Raw genomic sequence first — 19,810 nt, forward strand, 5'->3', positions numbered from 1 at the left:
GGCAACACGACGTAGGCGAGGTAGAAGAAAATCAGGGTAATGGCAGCCAGGACGGCGAGACCGCCGACCAGCACGTACCAGCGGGTGAGTCGATCCTTGAGCGCACGCATGCGGCGCTTGCGCTGCAGCGCAGGCGTATTGAAATCGATCCGCTCGGGGAGAGAAGAAGTCATCGGGGAGTTGGCCAGGTCGTTCATGCAGTGACACCCTAGCGGCTCTGTGTGACAGAAAGATGACATGGAGGTGACGCGACAAAGCCCACCAGCAGAGCCATGCTGGTGGGCCCGGTCGGGATGGCGTCAGCCCATGCCGGGCGGCGCAGGCCGCCCGGTTGTCGAGCTGATTACAGACCCAGGTCCTTGATCGCTTTTTCGGCGACCTTCGACGGCAGCGGGATGTAGCCGTCTTTCACGACAACCTGCTGGCCGGTCTTGGAGAGCACCATCTTCAGGAACTGTGCTTCCAGCGGGTTCAGCGGCTTGTTCGGAGCCTTGTTGACATAGACGTACAGGAAGCGGGACAGCGGGTAGCTACCGTTCAGGGCGTTAGCTTCGTTGTCTTCGATGAACTCGCCGCCTTCCTTCTTGGCCAGGGCAACGGTCTTCACGCTAGCGGTCTTGTAGCCGATACCGGAGTAACCAACGCCGTTCAGGGACTGGCTGACCGACTGAACCACGGAAGCCGAACCCGGCTGCTCGTTCACGTTCGGCTTGTAGTCGCCTTTGCACAGGGCTTCTTCCTTGAAGTAGCCGTAGGTGCCGGATACGGAGTTACGACCGAACAGCTGAACGGGCTTGTTGGCCCAGTCGCCGGTCAGGCCCAGGTCACCCCAGGTCTTCACTTCCGCTTTGCCGCCGCACAGACGGGTGGAGGAGAAGATGGCGTCGACCTGTTGCATGGTCAGGCCTTTGATCGGGTTGTCCTTGTGCACGAAGATCGCCAGGGCATCCACGGCAACCGGAACAGCGGTCGGCTTGTAGCCGTACTTCTGCTCGAAGGCCTGCAGCTCGACGTCCTTCATCTTGCGGCTCATCGGGCCCAGGTTGGCGGTGCCTTCGGTCAGAGCCGGCGGCGCGGTGGAGGAACCGGCGGCCTGGATCTGCACGTTCACGTTCGGGTACAGGCGCTTGTACTCTTCGGCCCACATGGTCATCAGGTTGGCCAGGGTATCGGAGCCAACGCTCGACAGGTTGCCCGACACACCGCTGGCTTTTTGGTATTCCGGCAGGGCCGGATCAATTGCGGCTACCGCACTGGCGGTGCCTACGCCCGCGGCGACAAAGGTCAGGGCCGCCATCAAACGCTTGAGTTTCATGCCTTGCTCCTTGAGGAGAATGGGGTTGGATGGAACGGGGGCCAGTATCGTCAGGCCGCATGAAGACTCTATGACGCGAATGTGACAGTTGGATGAAATGCCATCAGTCAATCGCACGAGCGGTAGGGAATAGCTGAAAAGCTCGTCCCAGAGCCGCTGAAGGGCTCTGGAGGCTTCCGCAGGAGTGAGCCTGAGGGGGGCCAGCCCCACTCATCACACCGTCATAAACGATGCAATGGAGCCTGTAGCGTTCGCAGTGATCGCCATGGGATTAAGGGGAGCGCATTGCACCCCGTAGGAGCGGGCCATGCCCGCAATCGCTGCCGTAGCATGGCGCACATTGGACTCCGGCGAGCGCCGTGAGTACGCGCAACTTTCCCGCGCGCAAAAGCAAAACCCCCGGCCAGCGATGCTGACCAGGGGTCTTGGGATAGGAGCTTGACGATGACCTACTCTCACATGGGGAAACCCCACACTACCATCGGCGATGCGTCGTTTCACTGCTGAGTTCGGGATGGGATCAGGTGGTTCCAACGCTCTATGGTCGTCAAGCAATTCTTTAGGACGCCCGTGGCTTGCGCTCACGCTCATCCGAATTCGGGTATGTGACAGGTAATTTGCGGTTCACACGAACTTTCGGTTCGTTACGTCTTCACCGTACAACACGCAAATTGTTTGGGTGTTATATGGTCAAGCCTCACGGGCAATTAGTATCGGTTAGCTCAACGCCTCACAGCGCTTACACACCCGACCTATCAACGTCGTAGTCTTCGACGGCCCTTTAGGGGAATCAAGTTCCCAGTGAGATCTCATCTTGAGGCTAGTTTCCCGCTTAGATGCTTTCAGCGGTTATCTATTCCGAACATAGCTACCCGGCAATGCCACTGGCGTGACAACCGGAACACCAGAGGTTCGTCCACTCCGGTCCTCTCGTACTAGGAGCAGCCCCTCTCAAATCTCAAACGTCCACGGCAGATAGGGACCGAACTGTCTCACGACGTTCTAAACCCAGCTCGCGTACCACTTTAAATGGCGAACAGCCATACCCTTGGGACCGGCTTCAGCCCCAGGATGTGATGAGCCGACATCGAGGTGCCAAACACCGCCGTCGATATGAACTCTTGGGCGGTATCAGCCTGTTATCCCCGGAGTACCTTTTATCCGTTGAGCGATGGCCCTTCCATACAGAACCACCGGATCACTAAGACCTACTTTCGTACCTGCTCGACGTGTCTGTCTCGCAGTCAAGCGCGCTTTTGCCTTTATACTCTACGACCGATTTCCGACCGGTCTGAGCGCACCTTCGTACTCCTCCGTTACTCTTTAGGAGGAGACCGCCCCAGTCAAACTGCCCACCATACACTGTCCTCGATCCGGATAACGGACCAGAGTTAGAACCTCAAGCATGCCAGGGTGGTATTTCAAGGTTGGCTCCACGCAGACTGGCGTCCACGCTTCAAAGCCTCCCACCTATCCTACACAAGCAGGCTCAAAGTCCAGTGCAAAGCTACAGTAAAGGTTCACGGGGTCTTTCCGTCTAGCCGCGGATACACTGCATCTTCACAGCGATTTCAATTTCACTGAGTCTCGGGTGGAGACAGCGCCGCCATCGTTACGCCATTCGTGCAGGTCGGAACTTACCCGACAAGGAATTTCGCTACCTTAGGACCGTTATAGTTACGGCCGCCGTTTACCGGGGCTTCGATCAAGAGCTTCGCTTTCGCTAACCCCATCAATTAACCTTCCGGCACCGGGCAGGCGTCACACCCTATACGTCCACTTTCGTGTTTGCAGAGTGCTGTGTTTTTAATAAACAGTCGCAGCGGCCTGGTATCTTCGACCGACATGGGCTTACGCAGTAAATGCTTCACCCTCATCGGCGCACCTTCTCCCGAAGTTACGGTGCCATTTTGCCTAGTTCCTTCACCCGAGTTCTCTCAAGCGCCTTGGTATTCTCTACCCAACCACCTGTGTCGGTTTGGGGTACGGTTCCTAGTTACCTGAAGCTTAGAAGCTTTTCCTGGAAGCATGGCATCAACCACTTCATCGTCTAAAAGACGACTCGTCATCAGCTCTCGGCCTTGAACACCCGGATTTGCCTAAGTGTTCGGCCTACCACCTTAAACTTGGACAACCAACGCCAAGCTGGCCTAGCCTTCTCCGTCCCTCCATCGCAGTAACTAGAAGTACAGGAATATTAACCTGTTTCCCATCGACTACGCTCTTCAGCCTCGCCTTAGGGACCGACTAACCCTGCGTCGATTAACGTTGCGCAGGAACCCTTGGTCTTTCGGCGTGGGAGTTTTTCACTCCCATTGTCGTTACTCATGTCAGCATTCGCACTTCTGATACCTCCAGCAAGCTTCTCAACTCACCTTCACAGGCTTACAGAACGCTCCTCTACCGCGCATCTTGCGATGCACCCGTAGCTTCGGTGTATGGTTTGAGCCCCGTTACATCTTCCGCGCAGGCCGACTCGACTAGTGAGCTATTACGCTTTCTTTAAAGGGTGGCTGCTTCTAAGCCAACCTCCTAGCTGTCTAAGCCTTCCCACATCGTTTACCACTTAACCATAACTTTGGGACCTTAGCTGACGGTCTGGGTTGTTTCCCTTTTCACGACGGACGTTAGCACCCGCCGTGTGTCTCCCACGCTGACACTTCCAGGTATTCGGAGTTTGCATCGGTTTGGTAAGTCGGGATGACCCCCTAGCCGAAACAGTGCTCTACCCCCTGGAGTGATACGTGAGGCGCTACCTAAATAGCTTTCGAGGAGAACCAGCTATCTCCGAGCTTGATTAGCCTTTCACTCCGATCCACAAGTCATCCCCTACCTTTTCAACGGGAGTGGGTTCGGTCCTCCAGTCAGTGTTACCTAACCTTCAACCTGCTCATGGATAGATCGCCCGGTTTCGGGTCTATACCCAGCGACTAAAACGCCCTATTAAGACTCGCTTTCGCTACGCCTTCCCTATACGGTTAAGCTCGCCACTGAATATAAGTCGCTGACCCATTATACAAAAGGTACGCAGTCACCTAACAAAGTAGGCTCCCACTGCTTGTACGCATACGGTTTCAGGTTCTATTTCACTCCCCTCTCCGGGGTTCTTTTCGCCTTTCCCTCACGGTACTGGTTCACTATCGGTCAGTCAGTAGTATTTAGCCTTGGAGGATGGTCCCCCCATATTCAGACAAAGTTTCTCGTGCTCCGTCCTACTCGATTTCACTTCAAAGAACCTTTCACATACGGGGCTATCACCCACTATGGCCGCACTTTCCAGAGCGTTCTGTTAGATTCAAAGAAGCTTAAGGGCTAGTCCCCGTTCGCTCGCCACTACTAAGGGAATCTCGGTTGATTTCTTTTCCTCAGGGTACTTAGATGTTTCAGTTCCCCTGGTTCGCCTCTTGCACCTATGTATTCAGTACAAGATACCCGAGTTATCTCGGGTGGGTTTCCCCATTCAGAGATCTCCGGATCAAAGTCTGTTTGCCGACTCCCCGAAGCTTATCGCAGGCTACCACGTCTTTCATCGCCTCTGACTGCCAAGGCATCCACCGTATGCGCTTCTTCACTTGACCATATAACCCCAAGCAATCTGGTTATTGTCTCGAACGTGAAGACGACATTCGCCGAAAATTCGCGCTTGAACTCGCAAATTTTACCTTGACTTGAATAATCACCAGTGAAAGAGATTATTCAGTCTACTTCTATCACATACCCAAATTTTTAAAGAACAGTTCTGGCACAAAGACCAGACATCAATGTTCGTTCATCCTGAACATTCATGTCTGAGCTTTCGACGATTTTTAATGGTGGAGCCAAGGAGGATCGAACTCCTGACCTCCTGCGTGCAAAGCAGGCGCTCTCCCAGCTGAGCTATGGCCCCGTATCGGATCAGCAGCACACCACAACAATTGGTGGGTCTGGGCAGATTCGAACTGCCGACCTCACCCTTATCAGGGGTGCGCTCTAACCAACTGAGCTACAGACCCAATCGTTCGGGCTTAGCAGGCCGTCGACCTCACCCGCTCTCTACCTCAGAGCCGGGGGCGCGCTCAAACCAACCGAGCAGCAAACCTATCGTCTAACCAGTGAATCAAGCAATTCGTGTGGGAGCTTATGAAGAAGCTGCGATCTTCGATTAAGGAGGTGATCCAGCCGCAGGTTCCCCTACGGCTACCTTGTTACGACTTCACCCCAGTCATGAATCACTCCGTGGTAACCGTCCCCCTTGCGGTTAGACTAGCTACTTCTGGAGCAACCCACTCCCATGGTGTGACGGGCGGTGTGTACAAGGCCCGGGAACGTATTCACCGTGACATTCTGATTCACGATTACTAGCGATTCCGACTTCACGCAGTCGAGTTGCAGACTGCGATCCGGACTACGATCGGTTTTATGGGATTAGCTCCACCTCGCGGCTTGGCAACCCTCTGTACCGACCATTGTAGCACGTGTGTAGCCCTGGCCGTAAGGGCCATGATGACTTGACGTCATCCCCACCTTCCTCCGGTTTGTCACCGGCAGTCTCCTTAGAGTGCCCACCATAACGTGCTGGTAACTAAGGACAAGGGTTGCGCTCGTTACGGGACTTAACCCAACATCTCACGACACGAGCTGACGACAGCCATGCAGCACCTGTGTTCCGATTCCCGAAGGCACTCTCGCATCTCTGCAAGATTCCGGACATGTCAAGGCCAGGTAAGGTTCTTCGCGTTGCTTCGAATTAAACCACATGCTCCACCGCTTGTGCGGGCCCCCGTCAATTCATTTGAGTTTTAACCTTGCGGCCGTACTCCCCAGGCGGTCGACTTATCGCGTTAGCTGCGCCACTAAGATCTCAAGGATCCCAACGGCTAGTCGACATCGTTTACGGCGTGGACTACCAGGGTATCTAATCCTGTTTGCTCCCCACGCTTTCGCACCTCAGTGTCAGTATCAGTCCAGGTGGTCGCCTTCGCCACTGGTGTTCCTTCCTATATCTACGCATTTCACCGCTACACAGGAAATTCCACCACCCTCTACCGTACTCTAGTCAGGCAGTTATGGATGCAGTTCCCAGGTTGAGCCCGGGGATTTCACATCCATCTTACCAAACCACCTACGCGCGCTTTACGCCCAGTAATTCCGATTAACGCTTGCACCCTTCGTATTACCGCGGCTGCTGGCACGAAGTTAGCCGGTGCTTATTCTGTTGGTAACGTCAAAACAGCAAGGTATTAACTTACTGCCCTTCCTCCCAACTTAAAGTGCTTTACAATCCGAAGACCTTCTTCACACACGCGGCATGGCTGGATCAGGCTTTCGCCCATTGTCCAATATTCCCCACTGCTGCCTCCCGTAGGAGTCTGGACCGTGTCTCAGTTCCAGTGTGACTGATCATCCTCTCAGACCAGTTACGGATCGTCGCCTTGGTAGGCCTTTACCCCACCAACTAGCTAATCCGACCTAGGCTCATCTGATAGCGCAAGGCCCGAAGGTCCCCTGCTTTCTCCCGTAGGACGTATGCGGTATTAGCGTTCCTTTCGAAACGTTGTCCCCCACTACCAGGCAGATTCCTAGGCATTACTCACCCGTCCGCCGCTGAATCCGGGAGCAAGCTCCCATCATCCGCTCGACTTGCATGTGTTAGGCCTGCCGCCAGCGTTCAATCTGAGCCATGATCAAACTCTTCAGTTCAATACTGCTTGGGTTTTGAGAAAACCCTAAACTTGGCTCAGCAATCGCATGCTCTATTTAAAGAGCTAAAACTCTCGAATTCACGAGTGTTACTTGCGTTGCTGATAATCAGTCGATCATCAGTCTTACATCACAAGCACCCACACGAATTGCTTGATTCGACTTGTTAAAGAGCAGTTGGTTAAGGCTTTCATCTCAACCGAGGCGCGCATTCTACGCCAACCTCATCTTCCGTCAAGCTTTATTTTTCGAAAATTTCTTTTCTACTCAATCGCTTGGGCTTCCGAGAAGTCAAACCTCTCATCAGCGGGAGGCGCATTCTACAGCGATCAAACTCGCTGTCAAGCACCTCGGCAATCTTCCTTTCAGCTCGCTGCCGGAGCAGCCAATGAAGAGCGACAAGTGAACCACCCGCCTGATCACCACCCTCAACTCCGAATCTCTGTAAGTACTTGATTTTCAAGTTCTTTCAGCGCTTCGTCGCTGGGAGTGGTGCGCATTATAGGGACTTAAAAATCCCCGTCAACGGCTTCTTTTAACTTTCCGCAAAAAACTGTCCGATTGATCAATTTACCGCCACACCCTGCCCCACCAGGCGGCGCTCCTGGCGCAGCAGATAGGTCCCCACCAGGAAGCCAACCATGCACAGCGCCACGACGTAGTAAGCCGGCCCCAGCGGGTCTTCCTTCATAAGGAGCGCAACCACCATGGGGGTCAGGCCGCCGAAGATGGCGTAGGCCAGGTTGTAGGAGAAGGACAGGCCGGTGAAGCGCACGACCGCCGGGAAGGCGTTCACCATGACGTAAGGCACCGCGCCGATGACGCCTACGCATAGGCCGGTCACCGCATACAGCGGGAACAGCCAGTCCGGGTGCGCCTTGAGGCTGGTGTAGAAGGTCCAGGAGGCGACGCCCAGCAGTACGCTGCCATATATAAAGGTGCGGCCGGCGCCGATGCGGTCCGCCAGACCTCCAGCAAGAATGCAGCCAACGCTGAGGAAGACGATGGCCAGGCTATTGGCCTTCAGGGCAGTCGCCGCACCGAAACCATATACCGTCTGCAGCACCGACGGGGTCATCAGGATCACCACCACGATAGCGGCCGACAGTACCCAGGTCAGCAGCATGGACAGCACCACCGCCGGGCGATGCTCGCGCACCACCACGCCCAGTGGCACCTCCTCGGCCAGTTGCTTGCGCAGTTGCAGCTCAGCGAATACCGGGGTCTCGTGCAGCCAGCGGCGCAGGTAAACGGAGAACAGGCCGAAGATGCCACCGAGCAGGAACGGAATCCGCCAGGCATAGGCCCGCACTTCTTCGGCGCTGAAGACACTGTTGATCAGCGTCGCCACCAGCGAACCGATCAGGATGCCCGCGGTCAGACCCGAGGTGAGCGTGCCGCAGGCATAGCCCACATGACGCTGCGGAACGTGCTCGGCGACGAAGACCCAGGCACCCGGCACTTCACCGCCGATGGCAGCGCCCTGGATGACGCGCAGCAGCAACAGGGCCAGCGGCGCCCAGATGCCGATCTGCTCGTAGGTGGGCAGCAAACCCATGATCAGTGTGGGAACGGCCATCAGAAAGATGCTCAGGGTGAACATCTTCTTGCGACCCAGCAGGTCGCCGAAGTGAGCCATGACCACCCCGCCCAGCGGACGAGCAAGGTAACCGGCAGCGAACAGGCCGAAAGTCTGCAGCTGGCGAAGCCACTCGGGCATGTCGGCGGGGAAGAACAGCTTGCCGACCACGGTGGCGAAGAACACGAAGATGATGAAGTCGTAGAACTCCAGGGCGCCGCCCAGGGCAGACAGGGACAGGGTCTTGTAGTCGCTGCGGGTCAACGGACGTGACGCGGGCGCGGCAGGAGCGTTCACAGAAGGCATTGTGATTATTCTCGGCATGCAAGGCAGATGACGGCGGCGTTGGGCCACCGGTGCCGAACCATAGCAAATTGCGCTTTGACGACACAGGCATGCGCAGACCCGGCAAAGTCGAATCCCTACGGTCGTCGTCGCGGGCCTTGCTCTATATAATGCAGAAAGGCCGATCAAAAGCTGTCCCAAGGCCTTGCACCGGCAGGTGTCTTGGGAGAGTTTTTCCATAACCTCACCATGAGTACGCCGGGGGCAAGAGGCCCTGAACTATGATCGAGCTCGAACAAGATGATCCCATCCCGCAGGGTGACCTTGCCCTGCAGATTACCGCCCTGCCGCGCGAGACCAACGGCTTTGGCGACATCTTCGGTGGTTGGCTGGTGGCGCAGATGGATCTCGCCGGTACCGCCATGGCCAGCCGCATCGCTGGCGGCCGCGTCGCCACCGTAGCCATCGACCGCATGGCCTTCCTGGTCCCGGTCGCCGTTGGCGCTCAGCTCTCCTTCTATACGCAATCGCTGGAAGTCGGCCGCAGCTCGATCCGCATGCTGGTCGAAGTGTGGAGCGATGATCCGCTCTCCAGCGAGTGGCGCAAGGTCACCGAGGCCGTATTCGTGTTCGTCGCCATCGACGGCAGCGGTCGCACCCGCCCGGTTCCGCCACGTCGTGGCTGAAAACTGAAACGCCGGCTATCAAGCCGGCGTTTTCGTCTTTGCCTTTCGGAATCAGCGCATCGATTTACCGCGCACCGGAGCGCCGTTGGCCTTGTAGTAGTCGGCGGTACTACGGGGCAGGGCCTGACGGCCACGGACCTTATCGGCGATCTTCTCGGCCATCATGATGGTGGTGGCATTGAGGTTGCCGGTGATGATCAGCGGCATGATCGAGGCATCGACCACACGCAGCCCCTGCATGCCGTGCACACGGCCTTCGCCATCGACCACCGCCATGTCGTCCTCGCCCATCTTGCAGGAGCAGGAGGGGTGGAAGGCGGTCTCCGCATGCTCGCGCACAAACGCATCCAGCTCGGCATCGCTCTGCTTGTCCAGGCCCGGGCTGAGCTCGCGGCCACGGAAGGGGTCGAGCGCCGGCTGGTTCATGATCTCGCGGGTAAGGCGGATGCCATCGCGGAACTCCTGCCAGTCCTGTTCGCTGGACATGTAGTTGAACAGGATGCTCGGGTGCTTGCGCGGGTCGCGGGAGACCGCATTGATCCGACCACGGCTGGGAGAGCGCATGGAGCCGACGTGGGCCTGGAATCCATGCTCCTTCACCGCATTGCTGCCGTTGTAGTTAATCGCCACCGGCAGGAAGTGGTACTGGATGTTCGGCCACTCGAATTCCGGGCGGGTGCGGATGAAGCCGCCGGCTTCGAACTGGTTGCTCGCACCCAGGCCGCTGCCGAGGAACATCCACTCCGCGCCAATCTGCGGCTGGTTCCACCATTGCAGCGCCGGGTACAGGGAGACCGGCTGTTTGCAGGCGTACTGCAGGTACATCTCCAGGTGGTCCTGGAGGTTCTGGCCGACGCCGGGCAGGTCGTGCACCACGTCGATGCCCAGGTCACGCAGCAGCGACGCGGGACCAACGCCGGAGCGTTGCAGCAGTTGCGGCGAGGCGATGGCACCAGAGCACACCAGCACTTCGCGACGGGCACGCACTTCCTTCAGGGCGTTGTCGTTGCCATGCAGGTAAGTGGCACCGATGGCGCGCTTGCCGCTGAACAGGATGCGGTCGGTCAGTGCGTGGGTGACGATGGTCAGGTTCGGGCGCTCGCGGGCCTGATCCAGGTAGCCGCGCGCGGTGCTGGAACGACGGCCCTGCGGGGTGACGGTACGGTCCATCGGACCGAAGCCTTCCTGCTGGTAGCCGTTGAGGTCTTCAGTGCGCGGATAGCCCGCCTGCACACCTGCCTCGACCATGGCGTGGAACAGCGGGTTGTTACCGGCCTTGGGCGTGGTCACGCTCACCGGGCCATTGCCGCCGTGGAAGTCGTTCGGCCCGATGTCGCGGGTCTCGGCCTTGCGGAAGTACGGCAGGCAGTCGAGGTAGGTCCAGTCTTCCAGGCCCTTGTCCTGCGCCCAGCCGTCGAAGTCCATGGCATTGCCGCGGATGTAGCACATGCCATTGATCAGCGAGGAACCGCCCAAGCCCTTGCCGCGACCGCACTCCATGCGGCGGTTGTTCATGTACGGCTCGGGATCGGTCACATAGGCCCAGTTATAGCGACGCCCCTGCAGCGGGTAGGCCAGCGCGGCCGGCATCTGGGTGCGGAAGTCGGCGCGGTAGTCCGGGCCGCCGGCTTCGAGCAGCAGGACGCTGACGTCGGGGTCTTCGGTCAGACGGGTAGCCAGTACGTTACCGGCCGAGCCGGCGCCGATGATGATGTAGTCGAATTCCTGGGACATGCAGGCCTTCCTCTTTTTCAGGCACGACACCGCCCGCGACGCGTGTGCGTCGGTGTCTGCGGATTCGGGATGGCCGGTGGTCAGGGAGTGGGGCCTGCGACCGGCCGTTCAGGGCTCGCTCGCGGCGGTCAGAACACCGAGGCGTAGTCGCCCAGCTCTACCTGCACAGATTTGATGCGAGTGTAGTGAGCCAGGGTGGTCAGACCGTTCTCACGACCGACGCCCGATTGCTTGTACCCGCCAACCGGCATCTCGGCCGGCGACTCGCCCCAGGTGTTGATCCAGCAGATGCCGGCTTCCAGGCGATGGATCGCACGGTGCGCGCGGGCCAGGTCCTGGGTGACGACGCCGGCGGCCAGGCCGTACTCGGAGTCGTTGGCGCGGCGGATGACCTCGTCTTCGGTGTCGTAGACAAGGATGCTCATGACCGGCCCGAAGATTTCCTCGCGGACGATGGTCATGTCGTCAGTGCAGTCGGTGAACACGGTCGGCGCGACGTAGGCACCCTTGGCGAACTCGCCCTGGGTGACGCGCTCGCCACCGCACAGCAGGCGGGCCTTCTGCTCTTTGCCCGACTCGATGTAGGAGAGCACGCTCTCCATGTGGGCGAAGCTGGTCAGCGGGCCGAAGTTGGTGTTTTCGTCCTGCGGGCTGCCCAGGCGGATGCGCTTCACGCGCTCGACGACTTTCGCCTCGAAGCGAGCCTGCAGGTTGCGCGGGATGAACACGCGGGTGCCGTTGGTGCACACCTGGCCGGAGCTGAAGAAGTTGGCCATGACGGCGATGTCGGCGGCGCGATCGAGGTTGGCGTCCTCGAAGATGATCAGCGGCGACTTGCCGCCCAGCTCCATGGTGACTTCCTTGAGCGAGGAGCTCGACGCGCTGGCCATGACTTTCTTACCGGTGGAGGTGCCGCCGGTGAAGGAGATCTTCTCGATCAGCGGGTGCTCGGTCAGCCACTGGCCGACTTCGCGGCCGCTACCGGTGAGGACGTTGAACACGCCATCGGGCAGGCCGGCCTCGGTGTAGATTTCAGCGAGCTTTAGTACAGTCAGCGGGGTGACTTCGCTGGGCTTGAAGATCATCGCGTTGCCGGCGGCCAGGGCCGGAGCGGACTTCCACAGGGCGATCTGCACCGGATAGTTCCAGGCGCCGATGCCGGCGACCACGCCCAGTGGCTCGCGGCGGGTGTAGACGAAGCTGGTCTCGCGCAGCGGGATTTGCTCGCCTTCGATGGCCGGAACCAGACCGGCGTAGTACTCGAGCACGTCGGCGCCGGTGACGATGTCGACGTTGCGGGTCTCGGCCAGCGGCTTGCCGGTGTCGAGGGTTTCCAGTTCGGCCAGCTCATCGTTGCGCTGACGGAGGATTTCCACGGCGCGACGCAGGATGCGCGAGCGCTGCATGGCGGTCATCGCCGCCCATACTTTCTGCCCTTCCACCGCGCTCTGCACGGCACGCTCGACGTCGTCTTTCGAGGCGCGCTGGACCTGGGCGAGGACTTCACCATTGGCCGGATTGATGGTTTCGAAGGTGGTGCCGCTGGTGGCTTCCACGTAGCGACCGCCGATGTAGAGCTTCTGTTCTTCGAATCGAGCCATGGTGCAGGTGTCCTCTCTTATAGGTGTCAGTGCGCAAGGCCGGCGCGGCGGGGCTAGCCCGTCTGTTTCGCCAGTTGTTGGTCGAGGTAGTCGTACGCGATGGCCAGTGCCTGCTCGGTGTCGAAGGCATCGCCGGAGAGCGCGCCGCGCAGCCACAACCCATCGATCAGTGCCGCCAGCCCACGGGCGGCCGCGCGCGCTTCGGCGATTGGCAACACCCGGCGGAACTCGCAGCACAGGTTCGAATACAACCTGTGGTCGTTGACCCGCTGCAGGCGGCGCAACGACGGCTGGTGCATGCTGGTAGCCCAGAACGCCAGCCAGGTTTTCATCGCCGGCCCGTTGACCTGGCTCGCATCGAAGTTGCCTTCGATGATCGCGCGCAGGTGCGAGCGCGGCTCGTCATCCCGCAAAGCCCGGCGGCGTTCGCCGACGGCCTTGTTCAGCGCCAGCATCAGATGGCGCATGGTCGCTTCCAGGAGCCCGTTCTTGTCCTGGAAGTAGTGGCTGATGATGCCGTTGGATACCCCCGCCAGACGGGCGATCAGGGCGATGCTGGCGTCGCCCATGCCCACCTGGTCCACCGCCTCTAGCGTGGCGTGGATCAACTGGGAACGGCGAATCGGCTGCATACCGACCTTGGGCATTTCGTATCTCCTCTTCGCCTGGACGTACCTATGCCGTCCGGCGACTTGTTGGCCAGTCTATTTTGTTTTTATTGAACGTTCAATCAACTAAGAATAAGCTGCGCTCCGTGAACCACTCCGAGCCTTGTGTGCAAGCGGGCCCGAGCCGTTCATCGCCGCATCTCTTCCCAACCTTCAAGGATCGCAGAATCCAGGCGGGAAGTGTCGTGCGGCTGTGCTGTGTCTGTGGTTTGCGGCCCGTCGCCGTGCCTTAGTCGCACCCGTCGCCGGCCGCCATGCGTTCACTGTCATGGGGTCATCCTCCAAATGAGTACTGCTTCGCCAATAAAAACAAACGAGCAGGTACGTCTGAATCCGGTCGTCTTCTACGGTTCCACCGTGCTGATCCTGGTTCTGACCGCCGCCCTCATTCTCTTTCCCGACGGCGCCGGTGCGGTCCTCAACCGTACGCAAGCGTGGCTTTCGCACAGTTTCGGCTGGTATTACATGCTGGCCATCGGCAGTTATCTGTTCTTCGTCATCTGGGTTGCGTTCTCTCGCTATGGCCAGCTGAAGCTCGGCGCCGATCACGAGAAACCGGACTTCAGCTACGGCGCCTGGGCCGGCATGCTGTTCTCCTCCGGCATCGGCATCTCGCTGCTGTACTTCGCCGCCTCCGAGCCCATCGACCACCTCTACCATCCGCCGGAAGGCGTGGCCGGCACCCCGCAAGCGGCACGCCAGGCGCTGCAACTGACCTTCCTGCACTGGGGCGTGCACGGCTGGGCGATCTATGCGCTGGTCGGCCTGGCCGTCGGCTACTTCGCCTACCGTCACCGCCAGCCGCTGGCCCTGCGTTCGGCGCTGCTGCCGATCCTCGGTGAGCGCTGGGTGAAGGGCGGCGCCGGCCACGCGGTGGACTGCTTCGGCATCTTCGTTACCCTGCTGGGCCTGGTGACCAACCTGGGCATCGGCGCACTGCAGGTATCCTCGGGCATCGAATACCTGACCGGCATGGAGCACTCCAAGACCACTCTGCTGATCGTGCTGCTGGTGATGAGCCTGGTGGCCACGCTGGCCGCGGTGTCGGGCATCGAGAAAGGCATCCGCCGGCTGTCCAACCTGAACATCGTGCTGTTCAGCTCGCTGCTGCTGTTCGTGCTGGTCTGCGGCTCCACCCTGGAGCTGCTCAACGGCTTCGTGCAGAACCTAGGCGACTACCTCAACGGCCTGGTGCTCAAGACCTTCGATCTCTACGTCTACACCGGCGGCGGCGCTGGCAAGAACGAAGAATGGCTGGGCCTGTGGACCCTGTTCTACTGGGCCTGGTGGATTTCCTGGGCGCCCTTCGTCGGCATGTTCATCGCGCGTATTTCCCGTGGCCGGACCGTGCGCGAACTGGTCATGGGTGTGCTGCTGATCCCGCTCGGCTTCACCCTCGCCTGGCTCTCGGTGTTCGGCAACAGCGCGGTGGACCTGGTGATGAACCACGGCGCCGCCGACCTGGGCAAGGCCGCCCTGGAGCAGCCGTCGATGTCGATCTACCTGCTGCTGGAGCACTACCCCTTCGCCAAGATCGTGATCGGCATGTCGATCTTCGTCGGCTTCGTGCTCTTCCTCACCCCCGCCGACTCCGGCTCGGTGATGCTGGCCAACCTGTCGCGCCAGGGCGGCGACCTCGACGAAGACGCCCCGCACTGGCTGCGTATCCTCTGGTCGGTGGTGATCACCCTGGTGACCATCGGCCTGCTGTTCGCCGGCAACTTCACCGCCATGCAGACCGTCGTGGTGCTGGCCGGCCTGCCGTTCTCGGCGGTTCTGATCCTGCTCATGTTCGGCCTCTACAAGGCCATGAAGACGGATTACGAGGCGCTGCACGGCCACGCCACGCCGCCAGCCCTGGCGCCGGCAGTCTGATCTCCCCGGCGGTGTCGCCCGACGCCGCCTGCCTGCTCCGGCAGGCCTTTTCGCCCGGCCCCGCGCCGGGCTTTTCTTTTTCCGCCACGGCCTCCGGGCCGCCCAGGCACCTGCGCTGGCGAACGGCTATGGTGTCAGCGAAGCCTTTCGCGGAGACAGTCATGAGCTACCGCCCCTTCGGCCGGCCCTGCAGCGGGCTCGCCGTGCGCAAGAACCCGACCGTCAATGCCTGAGCGGGACTGGTGCCTGGTGCGCCTGGACGACAACGGCAACCGCTTCGTCATGCGCCGCCAACTGTCCCGCGCCGAGGCAGAAGCCCTGGCGCGAGACTACCAGGCGCGTGGGCACAAGCAGACCTATTGGGCGGAGCGGGAAGAGTCGCCGTCTTCCCGGCTATGAGCTGCGCTCACCCTTCGGGCCGCACTGAAGTGCGTTCAGCACAAGCGCTGTCCCGCATTCGAGCGAGTGACGGGGTGCGCGAGCAGCCTCGCTCCTACGTCCGCCATGCCTTGCGCAATACCTTCAGCGCTTCGGCAATCCGCGCCTCGGGCACCGCTGCGAAACCCAGCACCAACCCGGCGCGCTGATCTTCCGGTTCGGTGGACTCCGGCAGCCAGTAGTCGCTCAGCGCATTCACTTCCACGCCAACGGCCAACGCTCGCTGCACCAGCTCACGTTCGCGCTCGCGGCTGTCGACCCGCACGCACAGGTGCAGCCCCGCCTCTACTGTCGGCATTCGAGCGCAACCGGCGACATCCGGCCAGCCACGCAGCAGGGCATCGCGACGGCTGCGGGCGGCGCGGCGCATGCGGCGGACGTGACGCTGGAAGTGTCCTTCGGCGATGAAGTCCGCCATCACCCGCTGGGTACCGACTTCCGAGTGCCGCACATCCAGCGCGCGACGCCGGGCGAAGGCCTGTGCCAGCGCCGGCGGAACCACCAGATATCCCAAGCGCAGCGCGGGGAAGGCGATCTTGCAGAAAGTGCCAACGTAGAGCACCCGGTCGTGTCGATCCAGCGCCGCCAGCGGCATCAGCGGCGTACCGCTGTAACGGTACTCGCCATCGTAGTCGTCCTCGACGATCCAGCCGCCGGTGCGCTCGGCCCACTCCAGCAGCTCCAGGCGCCTTGCCAGGGACAAGGTCACCCCGGTCGGATACTGGTGAGAAGGCGTGACATACACCAGCCGGCAGTCCAGCAATTGCTCCAACTGCGCCGTACATAGCCCGTCGGCATCCACGGACACGCCGTGCAGACGCGCACCGGCCGTGGCGAAGGCGTGGCCGGCGGCGCGGTAGCCGGGGTTCTCGATGGCCGCACCGTCGCCCTCGGCGAGCAATACCTGGGCGCACAGCGCGATGCCTTGCTGGGCGCCGCTGGTGATGATGATCTGCTGGGCATCGCAATGCAGGCCACGGGTGCTGCGCAGGTAGGCGGCCACCAGTTCGCGCAGGCGCCGCTCGCCCGCCGGGTCGCCGTAACCCAGGCAGTCCAGCGGCGGATCTCGCCAGAAGCGCGCCTGCAGCCGTGCCCAGGTATCGAAGGGGAACAGGTCGAAGGCCGGCACCCCTACCCGGAAGGCACGCGGCGCACCGGTGGGCGGCAGCGGCAGATGGTGCTTCGCCAGGCGCTCCATGGAGGGTGCATCCGCGCCGCGCGCTTCGCCACGCACGGCGTCCACCGATGGCTGAACCCGCTCCGCGACATAGGTGCCATCACCGGTGCGCCCCTCGATGTAACCCTCGGCGTAGAGCTGTTCGTAGGCGCGCACCACGGTATTGCGTGAAATGCCCAATGACGCCGCCAGATCGCGGCTCGCCGGCAGGCGTGAACGCGCCGCCAGGCGACCATCGAGGATGCGCTCGCGCAATGCCTGGAACAGTTGCACGCCGAGCGGCCGCGCAGGATCGAGGCGGATGCCGGAAGGATTGAAAGGCAGCGGGACACTCATGCGGGCGGATTCCGGGAGGACGGCAATGGCTCCCTTGATTTCACCATGAATGGCTCTTTAGTAGAACCAATTCCCAACCTAGGCTGTAACCATTCCAACACGCACAAGGCCGTCACTATGACTTCCGCTGTCGAGATCCGCCCGATCACCGCTGCTGATCACGCCGCCTGGCTGCCGCTCTGGCAGGGCTACCAGCGCTTCTACAAGACCACCATCGATGAGGCCACCAGCGCCGTGACCTGGAAGCGCTTCCTCGACCCCGCCGAACCGATGCACGCCGCCCTAGCCTGGCAGGGCGGCGAGGCCATCGGCATGGTGCACTTCATCTACCACCGTTCCTGCTGGACCCAGGGCGACTACGTCTACCTGCAGGACCTGTTCGTTGCCGAAGGCCAGCGTGGCGGCGGCATCGGTACGGCGCTGATCGAGCACGTCTACGCCGACGCCCGCGCCAACGGTGCCGCGCGGGTGCACTGGCTGACCCACGAGAGCAACACCGACGCCATGTTCCTCTACGACCGGATCGCCGACCGCTCCGGTTTCGTCCAGTACCGCAAGATCATCTGACCCGGAGCGCCCCATGAACGACCAGCCCCTGCTGAACTGGCGCCCCGCCGCCAGCCCCGAAAAGCGCACCCTGCCCGGCCGCTACGTCAATCTGGTTCCGCTGGATGTCGCCGCCCATGGCGACGATCTGTGGGAAGCCCTGCAAGGCCCGGACTCCGATTCGCTGCTCTGGGACTACCTGCCCTATGGCCCCTTCCCCGAGCGCGCGCCGTTCGATACCTGGCTCACCGGCAACGCCACCAGCACTGATCCGATGTTCTTCGCCGTGATCGACCGCATCAGCGGCCGCGCGGTTGGCCTGCTCAGCTTCCTGCGGATCTTCCCCAAGGACGGCAGTATCGAGATCGGCCACATTGCCTACGGCCGGGTGATGCAGCGTTCGCCTGCCTCCACCGAAGCCGTCTACCTGCTGGCCAAGCTGGCCTTCGAACTGGGCTACCGGCGCCTGGAATGGAAGTGCAATGCGCTCAATGCCCGCTCCATGCGCGCTGCGCAACGCCTGGGCTTCACCTTCGAGGGCACCTTCCGCCAGGCAACCGTGGTGAAGGACCGCAACCGCGACACCGCCTGGTTCTCGATCATCGACAGTGAGTGGCCGCGCTGCCAGCAGGCCTTCGAGGCCTGGTTGGACACCGCCAATCACGACGGCGCAGGGCGGCAGCGCAAGCGTCTGGAGGACCTGCGCCAGAGCTGATCTTTTCATTCTTCGGGAACTGCCCGACGGGCGGAGGATCGGTGATACTGACTCTTTCCCATCGCAGCCCCGGAGACCACCATGAGCAGCGATATCCAGACCCCTCGCGTCGAGCAGGTGCAGGTCGACGAACTGCCCTGCTGGCGCATCCACACCGCCCATGGTGAAGCCCTGATCGCCCAGCAGGGTGCGCAACTGCTGAGCTACCAGCCCCACGAGCAACCGCCGCTGGTGTGGCTGAGCGATACCGCCGAGTTCCGCCATGGCCAGTCCCAGCGGGGCGGCGTGCCGGTGTGCTGGCCCTGGTTCGGCAACCTGGAACGCAACCCGGTGGCAGTTCGCACCGCGTATACCGGCAACAACGCCCCGGCCCACGGCCTGGTGCGCACCGTGGACTGGCAACTGGACGACATCGCCGACGAGCAGGGCGAGCTGGCCGTGCACTTCAGCATCGACGCCCACCATGGCCTTCCCGGCTGGCCGCATTCGGCGCGCCTGGAGCTGGTGATGCGCTTCGGCGAACGCCTGACCCTGGAAATGACCACCCACAACCTCGGCGACAAGCCGCTTCCGATCAGCCAGGCGCTGCACACCTACTTCGCGGTGAGCAACAGCCGCGAGATCAGCATCGACGGCCTGCAGGGCTGCCGTTACATCGAGACCCTGGAGAACTGGGAAGAGCGCCAGCAGCACGGTCTGGTGCGCATCGCCGGGGAAACCGACCGCATCTACCTGGATGTAGAGAAGCCCCTGGTGATCCGTGACCCGCTCTGGGAGCGCGGTATCCACATCCTTGCCAGCGGCTCGCGCTCGGCGGTGGTGTGGAACCCCTGGATCGACAAGGCCGCGCGCCTGTCGCAATTCGCCAACGATGCCTGGGAGAACATGCTCTGCATCGAGACCGCGCGAGTCTGGGACGACGTGATGAGCGTCGCGCCGGGACGAAGCGAGACGATGAAGGTGGAAATCTGGAGTGAACCGCTGAAGGACTGAGGCCTGCTCTTCGCAGGAGCGGACTCCGTCCGCGATCCGTCGGCAAGGCCGGCGCCAGATCAGGTTCGCGAGCAAGCTCGCTCCTACGAAAGGCGCACCGGCACCATTCCAATCGCGGACAGAGTCCGCTCCTACGTTGTTTCTGGGTCCCCGCGTTCGCGGGGATGACGTGTGTGAAGGACG

General features: G+C 61.0%; 12 protein-coding genes, 2 tRNA genes and 3 rRNA genes. 6 read left to right on the forward strand and 11 right to left on the reverse strand.

Features of this window, described 5'->3' with window-relative positions; genetic code table 11:
- Window positions 1–343: 343 nt before the first annotated feature.
- The 7 genes from pstS to GA645_RS27575 all read right to left on the reverse strand — a co-directional run bounded on the left by pstS (window position 344) and on the right by GA645_RS27575 (window position 8,879).
- Window positions 344–1,315: a phosphate ABC transporter substrate-binding protein PstS gene (pstS, locus tag GA645_RS27545; protein ID WP_152227393.1), complete on the reverse strand. Its 972-nt coding sequence runs from the start codon at window positions 1,313–1,315 to the stop codon at window positions 344–346.
- Between the two features lie 436 nt (window positions 1,316–1,751).
- A 5S ribosomal RNA gene (gene rrf / locus GA645_RS27550) occupies window positions 1,752–1,867 on the reverse strand.
- Window positions 1,868–2,001: 134 nt separating this feature from the next.
- Window positions 2,002–4,893: ribosomal RNA gene (locus GA645_RS27555) — 23S ribosomal RNA — on the reverse strand.
- Between the two features lie 232 nt (window positions 4,894–5,125).
- A tRNA-Ala gene (locus GA645_RS27560) sits at window positions 5,126–5,201 on the reverse strand.
- Between the two features lie 29 nt (window positions 5,202–5,230).
- Window positions 5,231–5,307: transfer RNA gene (locus tag GA645_RS27565), tRNA-Ile, on the reverse strand.
- A gap of 150 nt (window positions 5,308–5,457) precedes the next feature.
- Window positions 5,458–6,994, reverse strand: a 16S ribosomal RNA gene (locus GA645_RS27570).
- The 16S, 23S and 5S rRNA genes sit together here with 2 tRNA genes alongside, the layout of an rRNA operon.
- Before the next feature lie 565 nt (window positions 6,995–7,559).
- Window positions 7,560–8,879, reverse strand: a complete 1,320-nt coding sequence (locus GA645_RS27575) for an MFS transporter (RefSeq protein ID WP_152227394.1) — start codon at window positions 8,877–8,879, stop codon at window positions 7,560–7,562.
- A gap of 260 nt (window positions 8,880–9,139) precedes the next feature.
- On the opposite strand from GA645_RS27575, the gene GA645_RS27580 reads away from it, so the two are divergent.
- Window positions 9,140–9,544, forward strand: coding sequence for an acyl-CoA thioesterase (locus tag GA645_RS27580; protein ID WP_152227396.1), 405 nt, complete (start codon window positions 9,140–9,142; stop codon window positions 9,542–9,544).
- A gap of 51 nt (window positions 9,545–9,595) precedes the next feature.
- On the opposite strand, the gene betA is transcribed toward GA645_RS27580, so the two are convergent.
- The 3 genes from betA to betI all read right to left on the reverse strand — a co-directional run bounded on the left by betA (window position 9,596) and on the right by betI (window position 13,526).
- On the reverse strand, window positions 9,596–11,278 hold the full coding sequence (betA, locus tag GA645_RS27585; RefSeq protein ID WP_152227398.1) for a choline dehydrogenase: 1,683 nt from the start codon (window positions 11,276–11,278) through the stop codon (window positions 9,596–9,598).
- A gap of 128 nt (window positions 11,279–11,406) precedes the next feature.
- Window positions 11,407–12,879 carry a betaine-aldehyde dehydrogenase gene (gene betB, locus GA645_RS27590; protein WP_152227401.1) on the reverse strand — a complete coding sequence of 491 codons (1,473 nt, stop codon included), beginning with the start codon at window positions 12,877–12,879 and terminating at the stop codon, window positions 11,407–11,409.
- 53 nt (window positions 12,880–12,932) lie between these two features.
- Entirely contained in the window at window positions 12,933–13,526 is a 594-nt protein-coding gene (betI, locus tag GA645_RS27595) for a transcriptional regulator BetI (RefSeq protein WP_152227404.1), read from the reverse strand.
- Between the two features lie 306 nt (window positions 13,527–13,832).
- Here betI and GA645_RS27600 point away from each other — a divergent pair, with 306 nt between their 5' ends.
- Both GA645_RS27600 and GA645_RS28885 read left to right on the forward strand, forming a co-directional pair.
- Window positions 13,833–15,422 carry a BCCT family transporter gene (locus GA645_RS27600; protein ID WP_152227406.1) on the forward strand — a complete coding sequence of 530 codons (1,590 nt, stop codon included), beginning with the start codon at window positions 13,833–13,835 and terminating at the stop codon, window positions 15,420–15,422.
- A gap of 225 nt (window positions 15,423–15,647) precedes the next feature.
- Entirely contained in the window at window positions 15,648–15,821 is a 174-nt protein-coding gene (locus tag GA645_RS28885) for a hypothetical protein (protein ID WP_178119599.1), read from the forward strand.
- A 94-nt stretch (window positions 15,822–15,915) separates the two neighbouring features.
- Here the strand turns inward: GA645_RS28885 and GA645_RS27605 are convergent, their stop codons facing one another.
- Window positions 15,916–17,373 carry a PLP-dependent aminotransferase family protein gene (locus GA645_RS27605; protein ID WP_152227407.1) on the reverse strand — a complete coding sequence of 486 codons (1,458 nt, stop codon included), beginning with the start codon at window positions 17,371–17,373 and terminating at the stop codon, window positions 15,916–15,918.
- 117 nt (window positions 17,374–17,490) lie between these two features.
- Here GA645_RS27605 and GA645_RS27610 point away from each other — a divergent pair, with 117 nt between their 5' ends.
- From GA645_RS27610 to GA645_RS27620, 3 genes are all read left to right on the forward strand, one after another.
- Window positions 17,491–17,940: a GNAT family N-acetyltransferase gene (locus GA645_RS27610; RefSeq protein WP_152227408.1), complete on the forward strand. Its 450-nt coding sequence runs from the start codon at window positions 17,491–17,493 to the stop codon at window positions 17,938–17,940.
- A 13-nt stretch (window positions 17,941–17,953) separates the two neighbouring features.
- Entirely contained in the window at window positions 17,954–18,634 is a 681-nt protein-coding gene (locus GA645_RS27615) for a GNAT family N-acetyltransferase (RefSeq protein ID WP_152227409.1), read from the forward strand.
- An 81-nt stretch (window positions 18,635–18,715) separates the two neighbouring features.
- The gene (locus GA645_RS27620) at window positions 18,716–19,627 is read left to right on the forward strand and encodes a D-hexose-6-phosphate mutarotase (protein WP_152227411.1); all 912 of its coding nucleotides are present in this window, start codon (window positions 18,716–18,718) and stop codon (window positions 19,625–19,627) included.
- Window positions 19,628–19,810 lie beyond the last annotated feature (183 nt).

The organism is Pseudomonas sp. SCB32 (assembly GCF_009189165.1).
Lineage (GTDB): Bacteria > Pseudomonadota > Gammaproteobacteria > Pseudomonadales > Pseudomonadaceae > Pseudomonas.